The organism is Cupriavidus oxalaticus, from assembly GCF_004768545.1.
GTDB lineage: Bacteria > Pseudomonadota > Gammaproteobacteria > Burkholderiales > Burkholderiaceae > Cupriavidus > Cupriavidus oxalaticus_A.
In genome coordinates, this window is the sequence record NZ_CP038634.1 from 657,210 (window position 1) to 683,172 (window position 25,963).

The following is a 25,963-nucleotide window of genomic DNA, read 5'->3' on the forward strand; positions in this document are numbered from 1 at the left end:
TCCGGGGTGGTTCTGTGTTCGGGCCCTCTGCGGGGCGCTGCCGCTGCAAACATAACACGGCGCGGCGCCCGCGTTCATGCCAGCACTGCATGCCCCTACAGCCCCAGCTGGTGCTTGCCGGCAGCGACCAGGATCGAATCGTTCTGCGGCGTATGGATGCGGCTGCACAGCACGTCGCGATAGTGCCGCTCGAGCGGATTGTTGCGGCTCAGGCCGTGGTTGCCGGCAAGCTGCAGCGCCAGTTCCACCGCGCGAATCGCATTGCCGGTCACGGTGAACTTGAGCAGGCCGCTGTCGGCGGTGGCAGGTGGCGCATTGCCGTCGGCGCGCGCGGCGGCATCGTCGAGCAGCACCTGGTTGGTCCGCAGCAGCGCGGCGATCTCGCCGATGGATTCCTGCACGCGCGGCAGCGTCGCCAGCGGCGCGCCCAGGCTGCCGGGTGCGCGCTCGCGCACGAAGCCGCGCACCCACGACCCGGCGGCGCGCGCCACGGCGTCATAGAGGCTGCCGAGCAGCACGGTCATCCACGCCTGCTGGTCGGCATTGGCGTCGATGTCGGCCTGGCTCGCACCCGCCGGCGCCCACGCGGCGGGCGGGCGGATATCGACGGCGTGGTCGGGCGGGATCCAGATATTGTCGAGCACGGTCTCGTGGCTGCCCGAGGCGCGCAAACCCAGGTGGTTCCAGTTCTCCACGATGCGCACCCCGGCCACGCCCGCGGCCGGCCCCGGCACCAGGAACACGCCCACGCGCGGCTGCGGCTCGTCGGTGCGTGCCCATACCGCCAGCCAGCGCAGCGCGGGGATGCCGGTGCTGTACAGCTTGCGGCCGCTCAGGCGCCAGCCATCGCCGACCTGCGTGGCGATGGTGGCGGGCAGGCCGCCGCGCGCAGGGGAGCCGAGCTCGGGCTCGACCCGCAGCGCGTTGATCAGCGCCCCGTCCTGCACCGCATCGGCAAAGACCTGCGCGCGCACCACATGCGGCCAGTGCGAATCGGGGCGAGCGATGGCGCGATGCTGCAAGTAGGTCATGGTCAGCACCAGCGCCGTGGCCGGGTCGCCACCGGCGACGGCCGCGATGATGCGGCGCGCCTGCGCCAGCCCTGCCCCGCCGCCGCCGTAGTCGCGCGGCACCACCTGCGCGATCAGGCCTTGCGCGTGCAGCTGCGCGAAATTGTCATGCGGAAAGCTGGCGGCGGCGTCGTGCGCGGCGGCGCCGGCGGCGAAGCGCGCGGACAGTTCGGCCAGCACTTCGCCAAGGCGCGCGGCGCTGGCGGGCAGGCGGCGCAGGGAAGACGTCGAAGACATGGAACGGAACTCCGGGAGGGATGGCTGGCAATGCGGGCAACTTGCTGATGCTTGAGCCGATTGCCGCGAATGCCGCATAGCGTAGCGCCGCACCCGCGTTCCGGAAACGACGCTTATTGAATATGGTCCGTCGTTTTTATTCGTTAGTCGCCGCGCGCCGCTGGCGTACTTTGTTCCCCAGTCCATACAAGGCCCGGGCGGCAAGCCGCCGCCATCACCGAATCAGGAGCGTACGAATGAGCGTCGATTTCATCGGCATGATCCAGAGCCAGAAGCAGTCCGAGATCCATCCCCCTGCGGGCCCCGCGATCGACCGCGACTATGTGCGTGCCTTTGCGCAGGCGCACGAGCAGGCCGGCTTCGACCGCATCCTGGTGCCGCACCATTCGACCGGGCCGTCGGCCACGCTGACCATTGCCTATGCCGCGAGCGTGACCGAACGGATCCATTTCATGCTGGCGCACCGGCCCGGCTTTACCGCGCCGACGCTGGCGGCGCGCCAGATCGCCACGCTCGACCAGTTCAGCGGCGGGCGCCTGGGCGTGCATTTCATCTCCGGCGGCTCCGACAGCGAACAGCAGCGCGACGGCGATTTCCTCGACCATGACCAGCGCTACGCGCGCACCGACGAGTACCTGCATATCCTGCGCCGCATCTGGACCGAGCCGCAGCCGTTCGACCATGCTGGCGAGTTCTACCGTTTCACGCAGGGCTTTTCCGAGGTCAAGCCGTCGCAGCATCCGCATGTGCCGGTCTATTTTGGCGGCGCATCGGCAGCGGCCTTGCAAGTTGCCGGCAAGCATGCCGACGTCTATGCGCTGTGGGGCGAATCGCTCGACCAGGTGCGCGAGCTGACCACCCGCGTGCGTGCGGAGGCGGCAAGGCATGGCCGCACGGTGCGCTTCTCGGTCTCGTTCCGGCCGGTGCTGGCCGAGACCGAAGAGCAGGCGTGGGCCCGCGCCGACAGCATCCTGGAACGCACCCGCGCGCTGCGCGTGCAGGCCGGCTACAGCCGTGGCGGCCCGCAGCAGAGCGAAGGCGCGCGCCGGCTGCTGGCCGCCGCCGACAAGGGCGACCGTGTCGACCAGCGCCTGTGGACCGCGATCGCGCGCGAGACCGGCGGGCGCTCCAACTCGACCGGACTGGTCGGCACGCCCGAGCAGGTGGCGCAGGCACTGCTGGCCTATTACGAACTGGGCGTGACCACCTTCCTGATCCGCGGCTTCGATCCGCTGGAAGACGCCATCGACTATGGCCGCGAGCTGATCCCGCGCGTGCGCGAGCTGGTGGCGCAGCACGATGCCGCGCACCACGCGGAGCGCCGCGCCGCCTGAACACCCACAACAAGAATCGGGGAGTCTCACCATGAGCCAGAAGCACAACGACACCGACCCGCGCCGCCGCAGCGTGCTGCGCCTTGCCAGCGCCGCAGCCATCGCGGCGCCGGCGCTGATCCTCGGCCGCCAGGCCTGGTCCGCGCCGCGCAAGCTGACCTTCGCCTGGAACCAGAACTCGTTCTGCCTGACGCCGATCGTGGTGGCGCAGGAGAAAGGCTTCTTCGAGAAGAACGGGCTGCAGGTCGACCTGATCAACTACAGCGGCTCGACCGACCAGCTGCTGGAGTCGATCGCCACCGGCAAGGCCGATGCCGCGGTGGGCATGATCCACCGCTGGCTCAAGCCGCTGGAGGCAGGTTTCGACGTCAAGATCATCGGCAGCTCGCACGGTGGCTGCGTGCGGCTGGTGGGTTCGAAGGCCGCGGGCGTGACCGGCCTGCAGCACCTGAAGGGCAAGACCGTGGGCGTCAGCGACCTGGCCGCGCCCGGCAAGCACTTCTTCACCATCCTGCTGGCCAAGAACGGCATCGACCCGGACAAGGACATCACATGGCGCCAGTATCCGGCCGACCTGCTCGGCGTGGCGGTCGACAAGGGCGAGATCCAGGCCATCGCCGACGGCGATCCCAACCTGTACCTGCTGGAGAAGCGCACCAACGGCGCCTACGTGGAACTGGCCACCAACCTGACCGGCGAATATGCGCGCAAGGTGTGCTGCGTGGTCGGCGCGCGCGGCGAACTGGTGCGCAATGACCGCCCCGCCGCCGCGTCGCTGGCACGCGCCATCGTGCAGGCCACCGACTACGTCAACGAGAACCCCAACGAGGCCGCCAGGGTGTTCGCCAAATACTCGCCGAAGATCAATCCGGAAGACCTGCGCAAGCTGTACGCGACGCTGACCTACAACCATCACCCGACCGGCGCCGACCTGCGCGACGAGATCGCGTTCTACGCCGACGATTTCCGCCGCATCGGCGTGCTGAAAAAGACCACCGATGCCAATCGCCTGGCGCAGCATGTCTACGCCAACGTCCTGGGATAAGCGATGACGACAAGCCAACCTGCATTCGATGCGCGGCTGGCGCGCCAGCCGGCCGCCGCGGCTTCCGAAGTGCCCGCGCAGGATGCTGCCCCGGCACGCATCTGGCCCGTGGGGCTGCTCGCGGCGCTGGCATGGGCCGCCTTCGGCGCGCTGACGTGGCGCTGGCCCAACCACGTAGTGGGCTTCAGCGACTGGGCCTATACCGAGGAGCTCGGCCTGGCCGCGCTGGCGGCGGCCGCGCTGCTGGCGCTGCTCGCCTTGGGCGGCCAGCACGTGCGCGCGCTGCAACGGCCGCTGGCTGCGCTGCGGACCGCAGGCCCGTGGCTGGTGGCGGTGCCGGCGGTGCTGTCCGCATGGGAGATCCTGACCGCCAAGACCGCGATCCTGCCGACGCCCTTCTTCGCGCCGCCGCAGGCGCTGATCGAGGTCTACGCCGATGACTGGCGCCGGCTCGGCGACAGCGTGCTCAACACGCTCAAGCTGCTGGGGCTGGGCGTGGCGTACGGCGGGCTGGTGGGCGTCCTGGTGGGCGTGTCGATCGGCTGGTCGCGGCGCATCGGCTACTGGGTGCATCCGGTGCTGCGCATGCTGGGGCCGCTGCCGTCGACCGCGCTGCTGCCGCTGACGTTTTACTTCTTCCCGTCGAGCTATTCGGCGGCCGTGTTCCTGATCGCGCTGGCGACCGCCTTCCCGGTGGCCGTGCTGACGTGGTCGGGCGTCGCCGGCGTCAACAAGAGCTACTACGACGTGGCGCGCACGCTGGGCGCGTCCGGCTGGTTCCTGGTGCTGCGCGTGGCGATTCCGGCGGCGCTGCCGCAGGTGTTTGTCGGGCTGTTCATGGGACTGGGCGCGTCGTTCTCGGTGCTGGTGACGGCCGAGATGATGGGCGTGAAATCGGGGCTGGGGTGGTACCTGACCTGGGCGCAGGGCTGGGCCTCGTACGTGAATATGTATGCGGCGCTGATCGTGATGGCGTTGCTGTTTTCGGGGGTGATTACGTTGTTGTTCGTGGCGCGGGACCGGGTGTTGTCGTGGCAGAAGGGGACGGTGAAATGGTGAGCGTGGTCGAGCGGTTGAAAGCATCGAGATCTCACGTACGCCCGCAGAAGGCTCTCCTCTCCCGCGAGCGGGAGAGGGGAGTTAACGCGGCGGCGGGTGATGACTCGAACGTACTGACTGGGGCTCGCATCGATATCCGGCAGGTCAGCCACTGGTTCGGCCACGGCAACGAGCGCCTGCAGGTCCTCGACGACGTCGGCCTCAACGTCGCGCCCGGCGAGTTCGTCGCGCTGCTCGGCCCCAGCGGCTGCGGCAAGTCCACGCTGCTGCGCCTGGTCGCCGGCCTGGACCAGCCCACGTCGGGCGAGATTCTGCAGGACGGCACGCCCATCACCGAGCCGGACCCGTCGCGCATCGTGGTGTTCCAGGACCCCACGCTGTACCCGTGGCGCCGTGTCTGGGACAACGTCGCGCTCGGCTTGCAGGCGCAGGGCATCCTCGCGCAGCAGCGCCATCGCGTCGACGACGCGCTGCGCCGCGTCGGGCTGGAGTCGTTCGCGCGGGCCTTTCCGCACCAGCTCTCCGGCGGCATGGCGCAGCGCGTGGCGCTGGCGCGTGCGCTGGTCAACGATCCGCGCCTGCTGGTGCTGGACGAGCCGCTGGGCAAGCTCGATTCGCTGACGCGGCTGGCGATGCAGAGCGACCTGGTCGAACTGTGGCAGCGCTCGCGCTTCTCGGCGCTGCTGGTCACGCACGACGTGGAAGAGGCGCTGTTCCTGGCGCAGCGCGTGATCGTGTTCAGCCAGCGGCCAGCGCGCATCGCGGCGGAGCTGAAGGTCGACCTGCCCTACCCGCGCCATCGCGGCGACCCGCGCCTGACCGAACTGCGGCACGAAGCGCTGCGCCACCTGGGACTGGACGCGAGCTGGTAATGGCCCTTCGCAGCACCGGGCGAGCCGCGCCATGAGCGGCCCGCCGCCCCAGGCGTGGCTGAACGCACTGCTTGTCCTGATCGAGAAATGCCAGCTGGGCCTGTTGTGGCTGTGGCATGCGCTGGGCCTGACCGGCACCAGCCATGGCCAGCCGGCCTGGCCGTGGGCGCGGCGGATTGCCGGCGAAACGCTGCTGATCGACCTTGCCCTGGCACGGCAGGTCGGCTTCAGCCTGTGCGCGCTCGCCTTTGCGCTGCTGGCCGTCGCCGTCGCCAGCGCCTGGCGCCGGGGCCGCCCCATGCTGCTCGCGGCAGCGCTGCTGGCCCTGCTGCTGGCGCCGTGGCCACGGGCCGCGCTGCTGCTCGGCCCGGCCAGCCCCACCAGCTTCCACGCCAGCCCTACCGGTTTTGCGGTCGACGCCATCGTGCTGGGGCAACGCGTCTACGCACAGCATTGCGCCGCGTGCCACGGCAATGACGGCCGCGGCGAAGGACCGCTGGCCGCCGGCCTGCCGCAATGGCCGCCGACGCTGGTCAGCCCCCTGCTCGCGCGCCGCGCCGATGGCGAGCTGTTCTGGCATGTGCTGTCCGGCATGCGCGACCGCCGCGGCCAGCCGACCATGCCGGGCTTCCGCAGCCAGCTTGCCGAGCGCGAGGCCTGGGCCGTGATCGACTACATGAAGGCGTTGTCGGCAGCCAACAGTACCGAAGGGAACTGGCCGGTGCCGCTGCGGTTGCCGGAGATGGCCATCCGCTGCGGCGACGCCGCGCCGGTGGCGCTGTCGCATTGGCGCGGCGAGCAGCGCGTGCGGCTGGTGGCGGTGGACGGGATCGCCGCTACCCTGCCCTATGAAGACCCGCGCTTCCTGACCGTGCTCGTCACACCGGACGGCCGCGTGCCGGCGCAGGTGCCGCGCTTCCGCGCCGGCTGCACGGCAGCTTCCGCCCAGGCCTGGCAGGCACTGGCGGCGATTGCCGGCCTGCCGCCGGCACGGCTGGCCGGCACCCAGCTGCTCGCCGACGGTGCGGGATGGCTGCGCGCGCGCGGCACGCCGGGCAGCACGTGGTCCGATGCCGACCTCGTCTGCGTGTCCGGGCCGGCTGCCGCGACGCGGCCCCTGCCCGCCGGGATCGATGGCCTGACGGCGCTGTTGCTGCGCATGGACGCCGAGCCGGTTCGCTTCGTCAAGGGCGGTTTCATCCATTGAGCAGGGATTGTTCGCTGGCAGCGAATTCTGACTTTCCAGCCGCCGCCGCCATCGACCGCGCCCGGGACAGTACCCTCGGCTTCATGAAGGACAGCCTGGAACGCTGACATGTTGCGGTCAAGGATGGCGCCATGAGCGCCACGGGAAGTTCGCGGCCCCTGCAGGGCATCGCGCTGATGGTTGCCGCGGTGGCATGCTTCGCCGCGCTCGATACGATGACCAAGATCACCGGCGCCGCCGTGCCGGTGGTGATGGCGCTGTGGGTGCGCTACCTTGCGCAGGCGGCGCTGACCGGCGCGGTGCTGCTGCCGGCGCGCGGCCGCATCCTGCTGCGCACGCGCCGTCCATGGCTGCAGGCTACGCGCGCGGTGACGATGCTGCTGTCCAGCGCCTGCGCGTTCTTCAGCCTGCAGGTACTGCCGGTGGGCGAGTTCACCGCGGTGGTCAGCCTGACGCCGCTGGCGATCGCGCTGGCGGCCGCGACGCTGTTCGGCGAGCGCATGTCGGCGCTGCGCTGGCTCTGCCTGCTGGCCGGATTTGCCGGCGCGCTGGTGGTGATCCGGCCCGGCGCCGACGTGGAGCCGGCCATGCTGCTGCCGCTCGCGGCGGTCTGCCTCAATGCCGCCTACCAGTTGCTGACCAGCGTGCTGACCCGGACCGACGGCGCCGGCACCACGCATTTCTATACCGGCTGCATTGCCGCGGCACTGTTGTCGGCGGCGCTGCCGCTGGCGTGGACCTGGCACGTCGACGCGCTGCACTGGTGGCTGCTGGCGGGCATGGCGCTCGCCGGCTGCGCCGGGCACATGTTCCTGGTGCTGGCCTATGCGCGCGCCCCGGTCGGCGTGCTGACGCCGTATCTCTACCTGCAGATCGCCTTTGCCATGCTGGGTGGCTGGCTGGTATTTGGCTGGCTGCCCGATGCCTGGTCGCTGCTGGGCGTGGCGATGATCGCCGCCAGCGGCGTGGCCGGCACCGCGGTGGCGGCCCGCGAGCGCGCCTTGCCGGCACGGCCGGCGGCGCGGCAAGCGAGCGCGGCATAGGGTAGGGTCGCGGTATAGCGTCGCGGTATAGCGTTTTAGCGTGCCGCGAGAGCCGGGCCACCGGCGCGCTCTGCGGCCACGGGCACGCCGTTCGTCACCGCTTCCAGCCATTCCAGCGAGCGCAGCCCGTCCTGCGCAACCGGCAACGGGGGCGCCGCGCGGAAGCCATCGTTGAACACCTCCAGCGAAAGCGGGCCGCGATAGCCGGCCCGCAGCACGGCACGCGTGAAACCGACCACGGGCAGGTCGCCCTGGCCAGGGAAATTGCGGTGGTGGCGGCTCCAGGTGCGCACGTCCAGCGGCATGCGCGGCGCGTCGGCAAGCTGGACAAAGAAGATCCGTCCGGCCGGCACCGCATCGAGGCCATGCAGCGTGTCGCCGAGCGCCAGCGTATGGAAGCTGTCCAGCATCAGTCCCAGCGCGGGATGCCCGGCGCGCTGCACGATGTCCCACGCCTGCCGCCAGCGGCGCACATGGCGGCCCCAGGCCAGCGCCTCGTAGCCCAGCCGCAGGCCGCGGCGGGCCGCGGCTTCGGCCAGCGCGTGCAGGTCGGTGGCGGCGCGCGCGGCATCGTCGAGCGCCGCATCCTGCACGTTGCTGCAGACCAGCGCCAGGTGCACCCCGAGTTGCTCCATCGCATCGAACTTCCGCTCGGCGCGCGCCAGCTCCGCGGCGGACAGGCCGCCCGGCATGGCCTCGAAATCGCGCAGCGGCTGGTAGAGCAGGATCTGCAGGCCGAGGTCGGCGGCCATGCGCCGGACCTCGGCGGGCGTGCCGGGGAACTGCAGCAGGTCGTCCTCGAAGATCTCCACGCCGTCGAAACCGGCGTCGGCAGCGGCTTGCAGCTTCTGCGGCAGCGATCCCGACAAGGTGACGGTAGCGATCGATTTGCGCAGCGGAACAGGAAACAGGGTCATGGCGATCAGTCGAGGTAGCGGCTTGGATTTCCCAAGGTTATGAGCCATCATTGCCCGCAACAACCGTCATTCGCGCGCACGCGTGCGACAATCGCTCCAATGCAATCATCTATCGCGCGAAGCAAGGGTTAACCATGGAAAACGAACCGCTGAACCGGCGCGACTGGATCGCCGGGCTGGAGAAGGGCCTGGCCATCCTGGAGGCCTTCGACAACGACCATCCGCGCCTGACGCCCACGCAGGCAGCCGAGCGCACCGGCCTGACGCGCACTGCCGCGCGCCGCTACCTGCTGACGCTGGAGCACCTGGGCTACACCACCAGCGACGGCACGCTGTTCAGCCTGACGCCGCGCGTGCTCAAGGTGGGCTGGTCGTATTTCGATTCGGCGCGGCTGCCGCGCACGGTGCAGCCGTTCCTGCAGCAGATCACCGCGCAGCTTGGCGAGGCCGCCTACCTGAGCGTGCTCGATGGCTGGGAGCTGGTGTTCATCGCCCGCACCAGCACCAACCGCGTGATGAGCACGGGCTTCGTGCTGGGCGCGCGGGTGCCGGCACCGCTGGGGTCGGCGGGCGTGATGATGCTGGCGTCACGGCCGCAGGAACAGGTCAGGACCTGGCTGGAAAACGTGGTGCTGGCGCCCTACACGCCCTACACGATCCTGCAGCACGACCGGCTGCTGGAAGAAATCCGCAAGGCCGGCGCGCAGGGCTATGCGATGCTCGAGCAGCAGCTGCAGACCGGCGTGCGCGGCGTGGCGGTGCCGCTGCGCGATCGCCACGGCAAGGTGATCGCCGCGCTGTCGGTCAACATGCCGATCGGCGACGAGACCCCGCAACAGGCGCTGGACCGCGTGCTGCAGGTGCTGCAGGACACGGCGCTCCTGATCATGCGCGTGCTGTAGCGGCCTGGCCTTCCAGCGACGTCGCCAGCGCGTGCGGCCCTTGTGTCAGTTGCGCCTTCAGGAAGGCCAGGCACACGCGCATGCGCGCCGAGGCCGACGCCCGCGCGCTGGTCACGGCCCAGATGTCGGACGGATGCCGCCAGCCGGGCAGCACGCGCACCAGGTCGCCCGCCCGCACGGCGGCGGCCACGTCCCAGACCGACGCCATGATGATGCCGTAGCCCTCCAGGGCCCACTCGTGCGTCACGTCGGCAACATTCGATGCCATTGGGCCGGTGACTTTCGTGGTCTCCCAGCCGCCGTCCTGCCCCTGCAGCCGCCACACGCCGAAGGCCTGGTCGCGCTCGCGCAACAGCAGGCAGTCGTGGCGCGGCAGGTCTGACGGATGCTCCGGCATGCCGCGCCGCGCCAGGTAGGCCGGCGCCGCGCACAGCACGCGGCTGCCGGTGGCGATGCGGCTGGCGATCAGGTGCGGCTCCTGCACGTCGCCCACGCGGATATCGAGGTCGAACTGCTCGCCGATCAGGTCGACGCGGCGGTCGAGCAGTTCCAGCCATACCTCCAGCCCCGGATGCTGCTGCCGCAGCAGCGACAGCACCGGCGCCACGTGCCGCCGCCCCAGCCGCAGGCTGGTGGCGATGCGCAACTGCCCGCGCGCCTCGCCGCCGGCACCGCCGACGGCTTCCAGCATGCCATCCACGTCTTCCAGGATCTTCTGCGCCCACGCAAACGCGCTCTCGCCCTCGGCCGTGACGCTGACGCGGCGCGTGGTGCGGTGGAACAGCCTGGCGCCGAGCATGGCCTCCAGCATGGCGATGCGCTTGCTCACATGGGCCGGCGAAATGCCCGTCTCCTGGGCCGCGGCGATAAAGCTGGCGCGCCGCGCCACCGTGCAGAACAGACGCAGGTCGCGCAGGAACGGGTCATTGTTCGCGCTGGGCGCATGCTGAATTTCCATGGCAGTCGATGATGAGACGAGGGCTAAACGATAGGCTATCGGCCGTGGCCGCGCCAGCATCGCGGCCGACAGCAGACGTTACAGCAGACATGAAGGAGACATGATGAAGACCGTACTGGTGCTCAACGGACCCAACCTCAACCTGCTCGGCACGCGCGAGCCGGCCGTCTATGGCAGCGAGACGCTGGCCGATGTGGAACGCATCTGCCAGCAGGCCGCAGAACGGCTCGGGCTGCGGGCCGAGTGCCGGCAGACCAATCACGAAGGGCAGCTGATCGACTGGATCCACGAGGCGGGCAAGCTGTGCGCGAGCGGCGAGATGGCCGGCGTGGTGTTGAACGCGGGCGCGCTCACGCATACGTCGATCGCGCTACATGATGCGATCAAGGGCGCGGCGGTGCCGGTGGTCGAGTACCACGTCTCCAACGTGCATGCGCGCGAGGCGTTCCGGCACAAGTCGTGGATTTCGCCGGTGGCGGTGGCGGTGATGGCGGGGCTGGGGGTGAGGGGGTATGGGCTGGCGGTGGCGGCGGTGGCGCAGGTGACGGGGGTGGTTGCGGAATCCGCTTCCGCCTGACCGCTGCAGGCGGCGCACGCCGCGTGTTTGCTCCCCTCTCCCGCAAGCGGGAGAGGGGAGCAAACCGGCACGGGTGGAGAAGGCCGAAAGCGATCAGAACTTATGCCTGACCCCCGCCATCACCCCCAGCCGCGTCTTGTTCCCGTACGTATTCCCGCTGTTCACAAACGCCGCCCCGCTGTTCAGCACAATCCATTGCCCCTGCAGGTGGGTGTAGTCCACCTCCACATACACATCGGTACGCTTGCTGAAGTTGTAGTCCAGCATGCCCGCCGTGGTCAGCCGTTTGCCGCCCTGCCCCGCGTGCCGCAGCCAGTCGTACTGGAACGTGCCGATAAACGCCAGCGCCTCCGTCAGGCTGAAGCGCGTGCCGACATAGCCTACGTTGTTGCGATAGTCCGCCACGTCGAGCCGGTTGTTGGTATAGCCCAGGTAGTATTGCGACCGCGCCGCCTTCCACGTCCCGCCCAGGCCCCATACCGTCTGCTTGCTCGCCTGCGCCGCCGGCACCGCGCCGAAATAGGCCGAGGTGACGTTCTGCGTCTGCTGGTAGACCGCGCCGATTTCCAGCGGTCCCGAGCTGTACACCAGCGACCCGGCCGCGGCCGAATTGGTCTTCATGCTGCCCGGCACCTCGCCGAAGGTGTAGGCCGCCGCCACCTGCAGGCCGTTGAAGCTCTTGATGTACTTGAGCGTGTTGTCGTAGCGCAGCCCCGTGTAGTTGCCGCCCTGGTAACCGACGATGGAGTTGTTGGCAAAGGCCATGGCCTCATACGACGACAGCACTTCATGCGCCAGCGTGTATTGGCGGCCGAGCGCGAGCTTGCCATAAGGACCGTCGAAGCCGACGACCGCGGTACGCCCGAACAGCCGCCCCCCCTGCTGGCTGGTCCCCGTGTCGGGCGAGAAGCCCGACTCCAGGATGAACCACGCCTTGTTGCCGCCGCCGATATCCTCCGCGCCGCGGATGCCCCAGCGGCTGCCGGTCAGCACGCCGTCGGTCATCTGCGTGCGGCTGTGGCCGGCCGCGTCTTCGTTGGTGCTGTAGCGGATGGTGGTATCGAGCAGCCCGTAGAGCGTGACGCCACCGGAAGTCTGGGCGACAGCGGGCACGCTGCCCGCGCCCAGCGCGAGCAGCGCAATGAATCGTTTATGCATCGGAGTGTTGTCCCGGTCTTTGTTGTCGTACTCGCGGCACCAGCAGTGCCGGCGAGGAATTGTCGTCAGGCGGCCTCAGGCACCTTGCGCGGGGCGAGGAAGAACAGCCACGTCAGCGCGATGAAGTAGGCGCACGGGATCATCGTGAACAGCACCGCGTAGTTGTTGTTGGTTACGGTCAGCACGTAGCCCACCAGCTGCGTCATGAACATGCCGCCGATCGCGCCGATCATTCCGCCGAAGCCGAACACCGAGCTGACCACGTGCTTGGGCGTGTAGTCCATCACCATGCTCCAGATATTGGCGGTCCATGCCTGGTGCGCACCGATCGCCACCGAGATCGCGGCCACGGCCATCCACAGGCTGCTGGCGCCGGCGGCCATCACCACCGAAACGATGCACACGGCAAAGACCAGCATCGACAGCAGCCGCGCCCGCACCGCCGGCATGCCGCGCGCGATCAGCCACGACGACAGCGCGCCGCCGCCCACGCTGCCCACGTCGGCGCACAGGTAGATCACGATCAGCGGAATGCCCATCTGCGTCACGCTGATGCCGAGCTGGTATTGCTGGTTGAGGAACGGCGGCAGCCAGTACAGGTAGAACCAGAACACCGGCGCGGTGATGGCGTAGGCCAGCGCAAAGGCCCAGGTGCCGCGCATGCGCAGGATCTGCGTGTAGCGGATGCGCTGGGGCGGCGGATCGATGTCGCGGGTGACGTGCGCCAGTTCCGCGGCGGTGACGGTCGGGTGCTGCTCGGGGTTGTGGTAGCGCGTGAACCAGAACGCCAGCCAGACCGCGCCCAGCGAGGCGATCACCAGGAACGCGGCCTGCCAGCCCCATGCCTGCAGGATCAGCGGTAGCATGATCGGCGTCAGCATCGCGCCGACGTTGGTGCCGGCATTGAAGATGCCGGTGGCGATGGCGCGCTCGCTGGCCGGGAACCAGATGCGCGTGGTCTTGACGCACGCCGGGTAATTGGCCGCTTCAGACAAGCCGAGGAAGAAGCGGCAGATCATGAAGCCGACCGCCGACGCCGCGAACGCATGCGCGCCGCAGGCAATGCTCCACAGCAGCACCGCCAGCGCAAAGGCGCGCTTGACGCCGACCAGGTCGATAAAGCGGCCCTGCAGCGCAAAGCCGATGGCATAGCCCACCTGGAACCAGAAGTTGATATTGGCGTAGTCCTGCGCGGTCCAGGCCATGGCCTTGGCCAGCACCGGCTGCAGCACGCCCAGCGCGGCGCGGTCCACATAGTTCAGCGTGGTCGCGAAGAACACCAGCGCCAGCATGCCCCAGCGCACCTTGCCGAAGGCAAAGGCGGCGCGCACCTTGTCACCGAGCGAGTTGCCGAACGCGGAAGCCGCTGGCAGCTCCTTGTGAGTCGTTGTCATGTTGTCTGTCTCCACCAATGGATAGAAGTCTTGCTTGCCGGCGTGCCTTTGTGTGCTGGCCTGCGCGCGGCTTCGGGGCAAGGGCTTGCGCCCCGGCCCGTCGATGCGTCAGTAGCGGATCTGCGCCACCTCGCGCAGCGCGTCGGGCGTGGCCGTGCCGTAGCCGAAGAACTCCAGGTAGGCCGGGATCATCTCGAACAGCATGTCCGTGCCCACCTGCACCTTGCAGCCGCGGGCGAGCGCGGCCTGCAGCAGCGGCGTGTATTCCTGCTTCATCACCACCTCGCCGACCATGGCGCCGGGGGCGATGCGCGCCACGTCGAACGGCAGCGGATCGCCGGGCTGCATGCCCAGCGGCGTGGCATTGACCACCACGTCATATCCGTCCGGGTCGGCCGAGCCGGTGCTGACGCGCAACGCCGGGTAGTGTTCGGCGAGGCGATGCGCCAGGGCGCGCGCCGCCGTCTCGCGGGCGTCGAACAGCGCCAGCTCGGCCACGCCGGCCGCCGCCAGCGAGGCGGCGATCGCGCTGCCCACCCCGCCGCTGCCCGACACAATGGCGCGCGCGCCTTCCAGCCGGCAGCCCTTGCGCAGGATGCCGCGCACAAAGCCCTCGCCGTCGAACTGGCCGCCGACCAGCGTGCCGTCGTCACGCCGCAGCACGGCGTTGCAGGCGCCGGCGATGCGCGCGGCGGGCGTGAGTTCGTCGACCAGCTCGACGGTGGCGACCTTGTGCGGCATGGTCACCAGCGCGCCGCGGATATTGGTCATGCGGAACAGCGCGGGGAACACCGTCGCGTAGTCGTCCGGCTTGACCCCCATCGGGATTACGGCGGCATCGATGCCCTGCCGGTCGAACCAGGGGTTGTAGATCATCGGCGCCTTGAACGACTCCGTCGGATAGCCGATGTGGGGGATTAGCGTGGTCTTGCCGTGGATCATGTGTGCCTGGGTTCCGGTAATTCGCGCTACCCGGACTCCGGCATGCATGGCCTTCTGAGTTGGCCTTGGCGGAGGGACGGGGGCGCGTCGTTGACCGGAGATTAGTGGTCGCCAGGCGCTCCGCCAACCGTCTTTTTCGGCACTTTGGGCGATTAATGAACGACTATGCGCGATCAAGGCATCGAATGCGGGTTTCTACGAGGCCGCTGCGACAGGCGCCAATGCACGGCGAGCCGCGGCGCCGTTGCTACTATCGGTCGTCGCCGCAAGGCCCGGCACCGCCCCCGCAATACCCAGACAGGAGCCAAGACTATGAGCGCCGCACCCGCCTCTTCCTCACACGCCCCGCGCGCAGGGGATGCACAACCATGGGACAACCCGCTCGGCATCCGGGGCTACGAGTTCATCGAGTTCGCATCGCCAGATCCTGCCGCGCTTGGCCGGACGCTGGAACGCCTCGGCTTCGCCGCCATCGCGCGGCATCGCCACAAGGCGGTGAAGCTGTACCGGCAGGGCGAGATGAATTTCATCGTCGATGCCGAGCCGGATTCGTTCGCCACGCGCTATGCGGCGCGTTATGGATTGTCGATCTGTGCGATCGGGATCCGGGTCGACGATGCGGCGGTGGCGTTCGCGCGGGCGCTGGAGGCTGGCGCCTGGCCGTTCGAGGGCGGCACGGTGGGACCGATGGAGCTCAATATTCCCGCCATCCAGGGGATCGGGCAGTCGGTCCTCTATTTCATCGACCGCTGGCGCGGGAAAGAGGGTCGGCCGGGCGATGTCGGCGACATCTCGATCTACGACGTGGATTTCCGGCCGCTGCCGCCGGCCGGCGACATGTCCGACGCCGGCCTTCTGCGCGTCGACCACCTGACCCAGGCAGTCGATCCCGGCCACCTGGAAGAATGGCTGGAGTTCTACCGCAAGGTGCTGGGGTTCCGGAAACTGCGCAGCGCCGGCGAGTCACACGCGCTGGTTTCGCCGTGCGGCAGCATCCGCATCCCCCTATACGAGAAGGGAACGCCGCGGCACGACCAGATGCGGCATTACCTGTCGGATCAGCACGGCGAAGGCATCCAGCACATTGCCCTGGCCAGCGAGGACATTCTTGCCAGCGCCGCGGCACTGGCCAGCCGTGGCGTGCAGTTCGTGCAGCCGCCGCCGGCTTACTACGATTCGGTCCCTGCCCGCGTGCCAGGCCATGGGCTGGACCTTGCCGGCCTGCAACGCTACGGCATCCTGGTTGATGGCAGTGGCCCTCGCGAGTGCTTCCAGCAAGCCTTCCTGAAACGCGAGGCGGGCGAGTTCTTCTTCGAGATCGTCCAGCGTGACGGTCATCAGGGCTTCGGCGAGGGCAACCTGCCGGTGCTCGAAGCGCTGTCGACACGCTGACGCGCTGCGCCGCCACGTAGGCGCGGCGCCCTCTCTCCTCTCCTGCCTTCCCCCCTGCGCCGGCTCCCATGCCGGCGCTGTCTTGCTTTCCGCTCCTCCAACGCAAACGCTCTAGTGCCTCATCAGGCACCCATAACCGCTTTTTGTCTCATTTTTTCGCTAGATTCATTCCATAAACCAAAACTTCTTATTGACGCCGGCCGATCTTCCACCTACATTTCGACCAACGCATCAATTTTTCGGAACGAACTGTTCCACTTTATAACACCCCAACCAGGAGACACCCGCCATGCGCGACCTCGAAACCACCAAGCAGCCCGCCGTTTCCGGTGGCTCGGCCGCAGCGAAAGACAGCCAGGTTCCGGCTGGCCCGCAGACCATGACCCCGTCCGAAGCCTTCGTCGAAACGATGGTCGCCAACGGTGTGACCGATATGTTCGGCATCATGGGCTCGGCCTTCATGGACGCGATGGACATCTTCGCCCCCGCCGGCATCCGCCTGATCCCGGTGGTGCACGAGCAAGGCGCCGGCCACATGGCCGACGGCTATGCCCGTGTGTCGGGCCGCCACGGCGTGGTCATCGGCCAGAACGGTCCCGGCATCTCCAACTGCGTGACTTCGATCGCCGCCGCCTACTGGGCCCACAGCCCCGTGGTGATCGTCACTCCCGAAGCCGGCACCATGGGCATCGGCCTGGGCGGCTTCCAGGAAGCCAACCAGCTGCCGATGTTCCAGGAGTTCACCAAGTACCAGGGCCACGTCACCAACCCGGCGCGCATGGCCGAGTTCACCGCGCGCTGTTTTGACCGCGCCAAGGCCGAGATGGGGCCGACGCAGCTGAACATCCCGCGCGACCACTTCTACGGCAAGATCACCGCCGAGATTCCGAAGCCGCAGAACCTCGATCGCGGCCCCGGCGGCGAGCAGAGCCTGAATGAAGCGGCCGAACTGCTGGCCAATGCCAGGTTCCCGGTGATCATCTCGGGCGGCGGCGTGGTGATGGCCGATGCAATCGAGGAATGCAAGGCACTGGCCGAGCGCCTGGGCGCGCCGGTGGTCAACAGCTACCTGCACAACGACTCGTTCCCCGCCAGCCACCCGCTGTGGTGCGGCCCGCTGGGCTACCAGGGGTCGAAGGCCGCGATGAAGCTGATCTCACGCGCCGACGTGGTGATCGCGCTGGGCTCGCGCTTGGGGCCGTTCGGCACGCTGCCGCAGCACGGCATGGACTACTGGCCGAAGAACGCCAAGATCATCCAGATCGATGCCGACCACAAGATGCTGGGCCTGGTGAAGAAGATCTCGGTGGGCATCTGCGGCGACGCCAAGGCTGCCGCCATCGCGCTGACCCAGCGCCTGGCCGGCCGCACGCTGGCCTGCGACGCCACCCGCGACGCGCGCGCCACCGATATCTCCAACGAGAAGGCCGCGTGGGAGAAGGAGCTGGACGACTGGACGCATGAGCGCGACCCGTACAGCCTGGACATGATCGAAGAGCAGAAGCAGGAACGCACGCCCAACGGCGGCCACTACCTGCATCCGCGCCAGGTGCTGCGCGAGCTGGAAAAGGCCATGCCGGAAGATGTGATGGTGTCCACCGACATCGGCAACATCAACTCGGTGGCCAACAGCTACCTGCGCTTCGAGAAGCCGCGCAGCTTCTTTGCGGCGATGAGCTGGGGCAACTGCGGCTACGCCTTCCCGACCATCATCGGCGCCAAGGTCGCGGCGCCGCACCGCCCGGCCGTGTCGTACGCCGGTGACGGCGCCTGGGGCATGAGCCTGATGGAAACCATGACCTGCGTGCGCCACAACATCCCGGTGACCGCGGTGGTGTTCCACAACCGCCAGTGGGGCGCGGAGAAGAAGAACCAGGTGGACTTCTACAACCGCCGCTTCGTCGCGGGCGAGCTCGACAACCAGAGCTTCGCCGAAATCGCCAAGGCGATGGGCGCGGAAGGCATCGTGGTGGATCGCCTGGAAGACGTGGGCCCGGCACTGAAGCGCGCCATCGACCTGCAGATGAATCATGGCAAGACCACGATCATCGAGATCATGTGCACGCGTGAACTGGGCGACCCGTTCCGCCGCGATGCGCTGTCGAAGCCGGTGCGTTACCTGGACAAGTACAAGGACTACGTTTGATCCAAGCAGCACCCCTTTCTCTCGCGATGGGGTGCTCCCTCTCCCGCAAGCGGGAGAGGGGAGAACACCAAGGGCATAGCGCGCGGCGCTGGCCCTTTTTTCAGTTTCACCGAGCCAACCACCATGAAACCCATCCTCCGCATCATCGACCGCGCCCGCGCCGCCCCCCGCCGCATCGTGCTGTGCGAGGCCGAAGACCCGCGCATCCTGCAGGCCGCGCAGCGTGCCACGCAGGAAGGCATCGCCCGCATCGTGCTGGTCGGCAACCCGCGCCAGATCAACGCCGCCGCGGCCATCCACGGCATCGCGCTGGACGGCATCACGCTGCTCGATCCGGCCACCTCCGCGCTGACGCCCTCGTTCGCGCAACAGCTCTACGCCTTGCGCCAGAAGAAAGGCATGACGCTGGACGAAGCCAGGCGCGCGGTGCTGGACCCGCTGTGCTTCGCCAACCTGATGGTGCGCCTCGGCCATGCGGACGGGTCGGTCGCGGGGGCGGAACACACCACCGCCGACGTGGTGCGCAACGCGATCCAGCTGATCGGCCTGGCGCCCGGTTTCCGGCTGGTGTCGAGCTTTTTCCTGATGATGCTGTGCGAGCCCTTCCACACGCTCAAGGGCGGGCTGATCTTCTCTGACTGCGGGCTGGTGGTGAATCCCGATGCGGAAGAGCTGTCGGAGATCGCCATGGCCGCGGCCGACAGCGCGCGCGCACTGCTGAACGACGAGCCGCGCGTGGCGATGCTGTCGTTCTCCACCAGCGGCAGCGCGCACCACGCCGCCGTGGACAAGGTGGTGGCCGCGACCGAGCGCGTGCGCGCGCAGCGCCCCGGCCTGGCCATCGATGGCGACGTGCAGCTCGATGCCGCCATCGTCGCCGAGATCGCCGCGCGCAAGGTCGCGCACTCGCAGGTCAACGGCCGCGCCAACGTGCTGGTGTTCCCCAACCTGGAGTCCGGCAATATCGGCTACAAGCTGGCCGAGCGCGTCGGCGGCGCCAAGGCGATCGGGCCGATGCTGCAGGGGCTGAACAAGCCGGCCAACGACCTGTCGCGCGGGTGCGGCGCGGACGATGTGTTCCATGTCATCGCCGTCACCGTGGTCCAGGCGCAGGCCACCGCGGCACAGGCCGGCAAAGGCGAACAGGCGGCGGCATGAAGGCGGAATTGTTGTTGCCGCTGCTGGGGCTGCAAGCCCTGCTCGGCGCGGGTACCTACTTCCAGACGGTGACCGGCTTCGGCCTGGGCATGATCGTGATGGGCGCCACCAGCGGGCTGGGGCTCGCGCCGGTGGCCACCGTCGCGGCCGTGGTCAGCCTGGTGACGCTGGCCAACAGCGCCTGCGCGCTGCCCGGCAAGCTGGAGCATATCGACTGGCGCGCCGTGGGCGCTGCCGCCATCGGCATCCTGCCGTCGGTGCTGGTGGGCGTGCTGGTACTGGAGTACCTGAGTTCCAGCGCCGCCACGCTGCTGCAACTGCTGCTGGGCGCGGTGATCCTGTACGGCGGCCTGAGCGCCGCGTTCAAGCCCGAACCGCTGCCGCAACGCTCAGGCGATGGCAGCTTCTTCGTCAGCGGCGTGTTCGGCGGGCTGCTGAGCGGCATGTTCGGCGTGTCCGGGCCGCCGCTGATCTTCCAGTTCTACCGGCAGCCGATGAAGCCGGTGGAGATCCGCTGCGCGCTGATCCTGGTATTTACCGTCACGTCCAGCGTGCGCACGTTGTTCTCGGCTTGGCAGGGCCAGCTCGATGGCGCGATCTGGCTGCAGGCGGCGCTGGGCGTGCCGGTGGTGGTAATCGCCACGCTGCTGGGGCGGCGCTTTCCGCCGCCGTTCTCGCCGACCACGACGCGGCGGGTTGCGTTTGGGGTGCTGATCGGGATCGGCGTCAGCCTGATGCTGCCTGCGATCTCGGCGTGGGTTCGATGAGGGCGCGGGCAGCGCCCTCCCGGCGCGTTCAGGCGACCGTGCCTGCGGGCTGCGCCAGCGGCGCGGCGTCTTCTTTCTCGCCGCTGCCGCCGGCCTGCCCGAGATCCATACCGGTCGTTTCCGGCAGCAACACGGCGGCAACCACTACCATCGCATAGCCAACCCCGGCGACAATCGCGATCGCGATCGGCAGCGAGGTGTGCCCCGAACTCAGCCACCCGACCGATAGCGGGAACAGCGAGCCGATCACACGGCCGGCGTTGTACGAGACCCCATATCCCGTCGCGCGGATATCGTTGGGATAGGACTCGGAGATGGTCGCGCCGATGCCGGCGAACACGCCCTGCATCAGCACCCCCAGCGGGAAGCCCAGGAACAGCATCGACGTGTTCGACACCGGGATCACCATGTAGACCAGCGCGGCCACGAACGCCCCCGCCGCAAACACGATGTAGGTCAGCCGCCGGCCCCAGCGGTCCGTGGCATAGGCTCCCGCCACGTAGCCGACCAGTGAGCCGATGATGGTGACCGTCAGGTAGCTACTGGTGCCGAACACCGACAGCCCGCGCTCGGTCTTGAGGAAGGTCGGCAGCCACGTGGCAATGGCGTAGTACGCGCCCAGCATGCCGCCCGAAAGCAGGCTGCACAGCAGCGTCTTCGACAGCAGCGGCCCGCGGAACAGGCGGCCGAGCCCGGCCAGCGCGGAGCCTTGCCTGCCCGCCGCGCGGCTCTTCAGGAATATCTCCGGCTCCTCCAGGTTGCGGCGCAGGTAGATCACCACCAGTGCCGGCAGGATGCCGAGGAAGAAGCAGACGCGCCATGCCGTCTCCGCCGGCAGCACGCTGAAGGTGATCGCATACACGATCGCCGCCGCGCCCCAGCCGAAGGAATAGCTGCTCGCGGTAAAGCCCGAGTATTTGCCGCGGTGCGCGGGGTTGCGGATCATCTCCGTCACCAGCACCATGCACAGCGATGACTCGCCGCCGAAGCCCAGCCCCTGGATCATGCGGAACAGCATCAGTTGCTCCGGCGACTGCGCCAGCCCGCACAGGAAGCACGCGCCCGCGAACACGATGATGGTCCAGCGCAGCACGCGCACCCGCCCGTAGCGGTCGGCCAGGATGCCGGCGCCGATCGCGCCGACCAGCGACGACACCAGTGTCCACGTGACGATCGCGCCCGCCGTGGACTTGCTCATGCCCCACTGCCCCAGCAGCGTGGAGATGAGGAAGGAATAGATCATGAAGTCGAACACGTCGACGGCATGCCCCAGGAACGCGCCATAGAATCCCTTGCGCTCCATGCGCGACAAATCACGGAACCAATCGAACATGATTCCCTCCCCTGTGGTGGTGTGATGTGGTGTGGTTGGTGGTGGTGGTCCGCCGGTCAGGCGGCTGGCCGCGGCGGCGGCCGGCAGGCATGGCCCGCTTCCTCCAGCAGGCTGGCAAAACGCAAGGCGGTGAGATCCTGGTAGCGGCCGGCGACGATCTGCACGCCGACCGGCAGGCCGCTGGCGCCTGGCCCCATTGGTGCGATCGGTGTGATCGGCGCAACGGCCGAAGGCAGGCCGCACAGCCCGGAATGGCCGGCCCAGAACAGTTGCGTGGTCATCGGCTGCGGGCGGCCGTTGACGCTGATGGTCCGCTGCCAGGGCTCTCCGGCCTCGTCGATGGCAAATGCCGTGGTGGCCGCGGCCGGGCATAGCAGCACGTCGTAGCCGGTAAAGAAGCGGCGCCAGGCGGCGGCAAAGCGCTCGCGCGCGACCTGCAGGCGCAACCAGTCGCGGTGGCCCAGCGTCGCGCCGGTGTACTGCAGGGTTGCATAGCCATGGTCGCCCGCCGCGGCGGTGGCGCTGCGCGCCAGCGCATCGGCAAACGCGGCGTCGTCCATGTGCACAGAGGTGGTGGCGCGCAACAGCGTCACGTAGACATGCCAGAGCTCGCCGGCGTCGAAGTCCGGCCGCACATGCCAGTCGACGCGGGCGCCCTTGCCGGACAGCCAGTGACCCAGCTGTTCGATCTGCGTTGCAACCTCGGTGTCGGCTTCCGCCTGGGCATGGGTGGGCAGGACGGCAACGCGGAAATCCGCGAGCGTGCAGTGCGGGCATTCCGGCAACTGCAAGCGGTATGGCAATGCCTCGTCACCGGCCGGTCCGGCGATCGCGCGCAGCACCAGTTCCAGGTCGCGAGCGCTGCGGGCCAGCGGGCCGGCGACATTGATGTCCTGCTCGCCGAAACGCGCCGCGCCGGTGCCGTGGCCTGCCAGTGGCACCAGCCCGTGACTAGGCTTGAGCGAGAAGATGCCGCAGTAGTGCGCCGGGTTGCGCAGCGAGGAACCGATGTCGGAACCCACATCGAAGAACGACAAACCCGCGCACACCGCCGCCGCGCTACCGCCGGACGAGCCGCCCGGCGTGCGCGACGGATCGTGCGGATTGCGGGTCGTGCCATAGATGGCGTTGTAGCTCTGCCAGTCGCGCAGCCCGAGCGGGACGTTGGTCTTGCCGAGCAGGACCGCGCCGGCATCGCGCAGCCGTTGCACCACCACGGCATCCCGCTGGGCGACGTGCCCGCGCAAGGCGGGATTGCCGCAGGTGGTCGGCCAGCCGGCGACGTCGAACGATTCCTTGACCGAGAACGGCACGCCGTCGAGGACGCCGCGCGCCTGCCCGGCGCGGCGGCGCCGGTCGCTGTCGCGTGCCGCGGCGCGCGCGGCGCTGAAATCCGGCAGCACCAGCGCATTGATGACGCCGTGCCATCGCTGCCAGGCCGCCTCGCAGGCGTCGACAAGTTCCTCCGATGTAACCGTGCCGCCGGCGAGCCGTTGTGCCACCTCCCATAGCGGCGGAAAGCCGCCGGTCGTCCAGTCGGGCAGGTTCACATCGGCTCCTTGTCGTGATCCGCGCGGCTCGGCACGGGTGGGGGCATTATCAGGGGCTCAGGGACTGCTTGCGTTGGTATACTATATTCCGTTTTGCGCGCAGTGCAAGGCGAATGTGCGCGCGGGCACCACGGATGGCAAGCGCCAGGGGATGGACTATCGGGGGAAGTGCGGCACGCAGAACGCGTGCCAGAAGGGAAGCGACGGCCACGAGCGGCGCGATGCGCCGCCCGCTCACTCAGGCTGGATCAGCAATGGCCGCGCCGGGGCGCGCGGCCGCCCAGCGCCTGCAGGAAGCGGCCGATATCGCGCAGGCGCAGCGGCACCAGCGGCGAGGCATGGCGCACGGCGTCGCGCGCGGCAAGGTGGTGCAGCAGTTGCTGACCTACGGGTTGCGACAGATAGCGTTGCTCGGGCGACTGCATGGTAAATCCCAATTGACCTTGAATGACTACAGTATACACATTCTTGATGCAGTGCGTCATGCGCGGGCATGCAACGCCCTGTTGCGGGGCATGCAACGGAAATAGCAATCGCCACGCGGATTGGGAAAATACCGGCCGGCAGCGGATGACAGCCAGGGGCCGCAGCCTTCGCTCAGGCCGCCTGCGCCGCGCCCTGCCCGCCCACCGGCAGGTCGGCCGCCTTGGCGGCGCTGTAGACATGGCGCGCGGCCAGCAGCGCGGCAAGGTCGGCGTCGCCGGCGATCACGGCCTGCAGGATCTGGGCGTGCTCGTCCCAGTTCTGGCGCGCGCGCACCACGTTGGCGGGGCCGAACAGCACGGCGGTGCGCTCGCGCAGCGAGCGCATCATCTCCTGCAGCACGCTGTTCGCGGCGATGGTGCCGAGCACCTCATGAAAGCGGGTATTGAGCGCCAGCAGTTCATCCGCGCGGCCCTGCGCGGCGGCCTCCATGCCCTGGCGCAGCACCGTTTCCAGTTCCGCCACCAGCGCCGGGTCGCGCCGCTGCGCGGCGAGCTTGGCGTTGAGGCCTTCCAGCGTGGCGCGCACCTCCACCATCTCGCGCGCGATCACCGGCGACAGGCTCGCCACCGTGGCGCCGCGGCGCGGCTCGATCAGCACCAGGCCCTCGCTGGCCAGCGCGCGCAGCGCCTCGCGCACGGGAATGCGCGATACGCCCAGTTCCGCCGACAGCTTGTTTTCCACCAGCCGCTCGCCCGGCGCGTACTTGCCGTTCAGGATGCCTTCGCGCACCTTGTCGGTGACAAGGGCAAACAGCGGCGAGTGGCTGGCACCGAGGCTCAGCGGCTCGGCGGGCGCGGCGGGAGACGGAGTGAGGGACATGGGTCGGCAGAGGCGTAGGCGGAAAGGCTGGCGTCATTGTATACCAGCCATCCTTGCATACCGTCATGTCTTAACAAAGGTGCTGGAAGGTAAAGCTGTCCGCGTAGAGGTGGTCAGGACTGGCTCCGTGCGCCAGGAAAGCGGCACGGGCGTCACGGATCATGTCGGGCGAGCCGCACAGGTAGATGGCGTGCTCGCTCAGGTCGCCCAGGTCGGCCAGCGCCGCGTCGTGCACATAGCCGCGCCTGCCCTGCCAGTCCGTCCCGGCGCGCGACAGCACCGGGACGTACTGGAAGTCATAGAGCCGTTCGCCCCACGCGGGGATGGCGTCGTGCAGGTACAGGTCGTGCGGCTGGCGCATGCCCCAGTACAGCGACACCGGCGGGCAGTCGGGATCGCCCATCAGCGATTCCAGGATCGCCTTGATCGGCGCCAGCCCGGTGCCGGTGGCCACCATCAGCAGCGGCCGGTAGTCGCGGGACCGGTAGAAGAAGTTGCCGAGCGGCAGTTCGACGTCGATTGCATCGCCAGCCCGCATGCGCGGCAGGATGCCGTCGGTAAAGGCGCCGCCCGGAATGCGCCGCACGTGCAGGTCGACCCGCCCGTCCCGCGGCACCGACGCCATCGAAAAGCTGCGCGCGAGCCCGTCGGTACTCACCAGCTTCAGGTATTGGCCGGGGCGATAGTCCAGCGTGCCCGCGTCCGGCACCTCCAGTTCGACGTGCATGACGTCCGCCGACAGCGGGCGCACCGCCTGCACCACCGCGCGGTGCCGCGCGGGCTCGGCGCAGGCCTCGCCCTCACGTGCGGTGCCGATGACGAGGTCGGCCAGCGGCTGTGCCTGGCAAGCGAGCGCGTAACCGGCGGCAGCCTCGTCCGGCGCGAGGCCGAACGGCTCCTCGTCGTAGCGCACCTGCCCGTCGAACAGGCGGATGCGGCAGGTGCCGCAGCCGCCCAGCTGGCAGTCGTGCGGCAAGGCGATGCTGGCGCGCTGCGCGGCCTGCAGCAGCGTCTCGCCGCGCTCGACGAAAAAGACCTGCTGCGTATCGGCGATCTGGATGCGGTACGACATGGAACCTCCGCTAAGACGAACTTGTACTTACTTCTTGATATCGGCCTGCACCAGCACCTTCAGGTCCTGCGGCGCCAGCAGTTCGGCCAGTGCCTGCAGCGCCGCCAGCCCTGCCTGCGTGTCCTGCTCGCCGTTGCCGCCCGACAGGCCGATGCCGCCGATCACCTCGTCGTTGACCACGATCGGGAAGCCGCCGACGAACGCCGCGAACTTGCCTTCGAAGCTCCACTGGATGCCGAAGGCCTCGTTGCCAGGCAGCGCCGGCCCGTTCGGCGGCGTGGTGAACAGGTGGGTGGAGCGCTTGTGGCCCGCGGCGGTGAACGCCTTGTTCCACGCGATCTGCGGCCCGGTGATGCGGGCACCGTCCATGCGTTCGAGCGCGAGCGGGTAGCCGCCCTCGTCGACCACGCAGATCGACTCCAGCACGCCGATTTCCTCCGAGCGCCGGATCGCGGCGGCAACCATGTGGCGCGCTTCGCGCAGTTCCAGCTTGATGGCTTTCTTCATCGGTAAGACTCCTTGCGG

The 25,963-nt window shown here is 68.7% G+C and carries 23 protein-coding genes and 1 pseudogene; 12 read left to right on the plus strand and 12 right to left on the minus strand.

All coding sequences use genetic code 11. The features are described 5' to 3' along the window. Positions 1-95: 95 nt before the first annotated feature. Positions 96-1,307, minus strand: coding sequence for an acyl-CoA dehydrogenase family protein (locus tag E0W60_RS02815; protein WP_133094337.1), 1,212 nt, complete (start codon positions 1,305-1,307; stop codon positions 96-98). Positions 1,308-1,543: 236 nt separating this feature from the next. On the opposite strand from E0W60_RS02815, the gene E0W60_RS02820 reads away from it, so the two are divergent. The 6 genes from E0W60_RS02820 to E0W60_RS02845 all read left to right on the plus strand — a co-directional run bounded on the left by E0W60_RS02820 (position 1,544) and on the right by E0W60_RS02845 (position 7,867). Next, entirely contained in the window at positions 1,544-2,641 is a 1,098-nt protein-coding gene (locus E0W60_RS02820) for an LLM class flavin-dependent oxidoreductase (RefSeq protein WP_135702947.1), read from the plus strand. 31 nt (positions 2,642-2,672) lie between these two features. Beyond that, positions 2,673-3,686, plus strand: a complete 1,014-nt coding sequence (locus tag E0W60_RS02825; protein ID WP_135702948.1) for an ABC transporter substrate-binding protein — start codon at positions 2,673-2,675, stop codon at positions 3,684-3,686. Between the two features lie 3 nt (positions 3,687-3,689). Then, entirely contained in the window at positions 3,690-4,745 is a 1,056-nt protein-coding gene (locus E0W60_RS02830) for an ABC transporter permease (RefSeq protein ID WP_135702949.1), read from the plus strand. After that, positions 4,739-5,617: an ABC transporter ATP-binding protein gene (locus E0W60_RS02835; protein ID WP_205751617.1), complete on the plus strand. Its 879-nt coding sequence runs from the start codon at positions 4,739-4,741 to the stop codon at positions 5,615-5,617. The genes E0W60_RS02830 and E0W60_RS02835 overlap by 7 nt, the downstream gene beginning before the upstream one ends. Before the next feature lie 31 nt (positions 5,618-5,648). Further along, positions 5,649-6,824 carry a c-type cytochrome gene (locus E0W60_RS02840; protein ID WP_135702950.1) on the plus strand — a complete coding sequence of 392 codons (1,176 nt, stop codon included), beginning with the start codon at positions 5,649-5,651 and terminating at the stop codon, positions 6,822-6,824. Positions 6,825-6,955: 131 nt separating this feature from the next. Beyond that, positions 6,956-7,867, plus strand: coding sequence for a DMT family transporter (locus E0W60_RS02845; protein WP_135702951.1), 912 nt, complete (start codon positions 6,956-6,958; stop codon positions 7,865-7,867). A gap of 71 nt (positions 7,868-7,938) precedes the next feature. Here E0W60_RS02845 and E0W60_RS02850 read toward each other — a convergent pair. After that, positions 7,939-8,784, minus strand: a pseudogene (locus tag E0W60_RS02850) (sugar phosphate isomerase/epimerase family protein); the annotation flags it as partial. A 134-nt stretch (positions 8,785-8,918) separates the two neighbouring features. Here E0W60_RS02850 and E0W60_RS02855 point away from each other — a divergent pair. Then, positions 8,919-9,686 (plus strand): IclR family transcriptional regulator domain-containing protein, encoded by a 768-nt coding sequence (locus tag E0W60_RS02855; protein WP_133094330.1) that lies wholly within the window; start codon positions 8,919-8,921, stop codon positions 9,684-9,686. Here the strand turns inward: E0W60_RS02855 and E0W60_RS02860 are convergent. Further along, a complete protein-coding gene (locus E0W60_RS02860) occupies positions 9,670-10,644 on the minus strand; it encodes a LysR family transcriptional regulator (RefSeq protein ID WP_133094329.1) in 975 nt (324 codons plus the stop codon). The two genes, E0W60_RS02855 and E0W60_RS02860, sit on opposite strands and share 17 nt — an antisense overlap. Before the next feature lie 103 nt (positions 10,645-10,747). Between E0W60_RS02860 and aroQ the strand changes: the two genes are divergently transcribed. Then, positions 10,748-11,221: a type II 3-dehydroquinate dehydratase gene (gene aroQ / locus E0W60_RS02865; RefSeq protein ID WP_135703957.1), complete on the plus strand. Its 474-nt coding sequence runs from the start codon at positions 10,748-10,750 to the stop codon at positions 11,219-11,221. A 93-nt stretch (positions 11,222-11,314) separates the two neighbouring features. Here the strand turns inward: aroQ and E0W60_RS02870 are convergent, their stop codons facing one another. The 3 genes from E0W60_RS02870 to E0W60_RS02880 all read right to left on the minus strand — a co-directional run bounded on the left by E0W60_RS02870 (position 11,315) and on the right by E0W60_RS02880 (position 14,715). After that, positions 11,315-12,379, minus strand: coding sequence for a porin (locus E0W60_RS02870; RefSeq protein WP_135702953.1), 1,065 nt, complete (start codon positions 12,377-12,379; stop codon positions 11,315-11,317). Between the two features lie 65 nt (positions 12,380-12,444). Next, positions 12,445-13,773, minus strand: coding sequence for an MFS transporter (locus tag E0W60_RS02875; protein ID WP_135702954.1), 1,329 nt, complete (start codon positions 13,771-13,773; stop codon positions 12,445-12,447). Between the two features lie 108 nt (positions 13,774-13,881). After that, on the minus strand, positions 13,882-14,715 hold the full coding sequence (locus E0W60_RS02880) for a shikimate dehydrogenase family protein (protein WP_135702955.1): 834 nt from the start codon (positions 14,713-14,715) through the stop codon (positions 13,882-13,884). Between the two features lie 312 nt (positions 14,716-15,027). Here E0W60_RS02880 and E0W60_RS02885 point away from each other — a divergent pair, with 312 nt between their 5' ends. The 4 genes from E0W60_RS02885 (at position 15,028) to E0W60_RS02900 (ending at position 20,178) form a co-directional block, all read left to right on the plus strand. After that, on the plus strand, positions 15,028-16,107 hold the full coding sequence (locus tag E0W60_RS02885) for a 4-hydroxyphenylpyruvate dioxygenase family protein (RefSeq protein ID WP_133094325.1): 1,080 nt from the start codon (positions 15,028-15,030) through the stop codon (positions 16,105-16,107). A 379-nt stretch (positions 16,108-16,486) separates the two neighbouring features. Continuing rightward, on the plus strand, positions 16,487-18,253 hold the full coding sequence (gene xsc / locus E0W60_RS02890) for a sulfoacetaldehyde acetyltransferase (RefSeq protein ID WP_133094722.1): 1,767 nt from the start codon (positions 16,487-16,489) through the stop codon (positions 18,251-18,253). Positions 18,254-18,376: 123 nt separating this feature from the next. Next, positions 18,377-19,411 (plus strand): phosphate acetyltransferase, encoded by a 1,035-nt coding sequence (gene pta, locus E0W60_RS02895; protein WP_135702956.1) that lies wholly within the window; start codon positions 18,377-18,379, stop codon positions 19,409-19,411. Continuing rightward, positions 19,408-20,178 (plus strand): sulfite exporter TauE/SafE family protein, encoded by a 771-nt coding sequence (locus tag E0W60_RS02900; protein ID WP_135702957.1) that lies wholly within the window; start codon positions 19,408-19,410, stop codon positions 20,176-20,178. The genes pta and E0W60_RS02900 overlap by 4 nt, the downstream gene beginning before the upstream one ends. 28 nt (positions 20,179-20,206) lie before the next feature. Here E0W60_RS02900 and E0W60_RS02905 read toward each other — a convergent pair whose 3' ends face one another. The 6 genes from E0W60_RS02905 to E0W60_RS02925 all read right to left on the minus strand — a co-directional run bounded on the left by E0W60_RS02905 (position 20,207) and on the right by E0W60_RS02925 (position 25,945). Next, positions 20,207-21,511 (minus strand): MFS transporter, encoded by a 1,305-nt coding sequence (locus tag E0W60_RS02905; RefSeq protein ID WP_133094322.1) that lies wholly within the window; start codon positions 21,509-21,511, stop codon positions 20,207-20,209. 56 nt (positions 21,512-21,567) lie between these two features. Next, positions 21,568-23,061, minus strand: coding sequence for an amidase (locus E0W60_RS02910; RefSeq protein ID WP_135702958.1), 1,494 nt, complete (start codon positions 23,059-23,061; stop codon positions 21,568-21,570). Between the two features lie 248 nt (positions 23,062-23,309). Then, complete coding sequence (locus E0W60_RS36940; RefSeq protein WP_165971459.1) at positions 23,310-23,486, minus strand: hypothetical protein; 177 nt, start codon at positions 23,484-23,486, stop codon at positions 23,310-23,312. A 172-nt stretch (positions 23,487-23,658) separates the two neighbouring features. Next, positions 23,659-24,366 carry a GntR family transcriptional regulator gene (locus tag E0W60_RS02915; protein ID WP_135702959.1) on the minus strand — a complete coding sequence of 236 codons (708 nt, stop codon included), beginning with the start codon at positions 24,364-24,366 and terminating at the stop codon, positions 23,659-23,661. 70 nt (positions 24,367-24,436) lie between these two features. Further along, on the minus strand, positions 24,437-25,438 hold the full coding sequence (locus E0W60_RS02920; RefSeq protein WP_133094319.1) for a 2Fe-2S iron-sulfur cluster-binding protein: 1,002 nt from the start codon (positions 25,436-25,438) through the stop codon (positions 24,437-24,439). 27 nt (positions 25,439-25,465) lie between these two features. After that, the gene (locus E0W60_RS02925) at positions 25,466-25,945 is read right to left on the minus strand and encodes a GlcG/HbpS family heme-binding protein (protein WP_013953475.1); all 480 of its coding nucleotides are present in this window, start codon (positions 25,943-25,945) and stop codon (positions 25,466-25,468) included. Between the last annotated feature and the right edge of the window lie 18 nt (positions 25,946-25,963).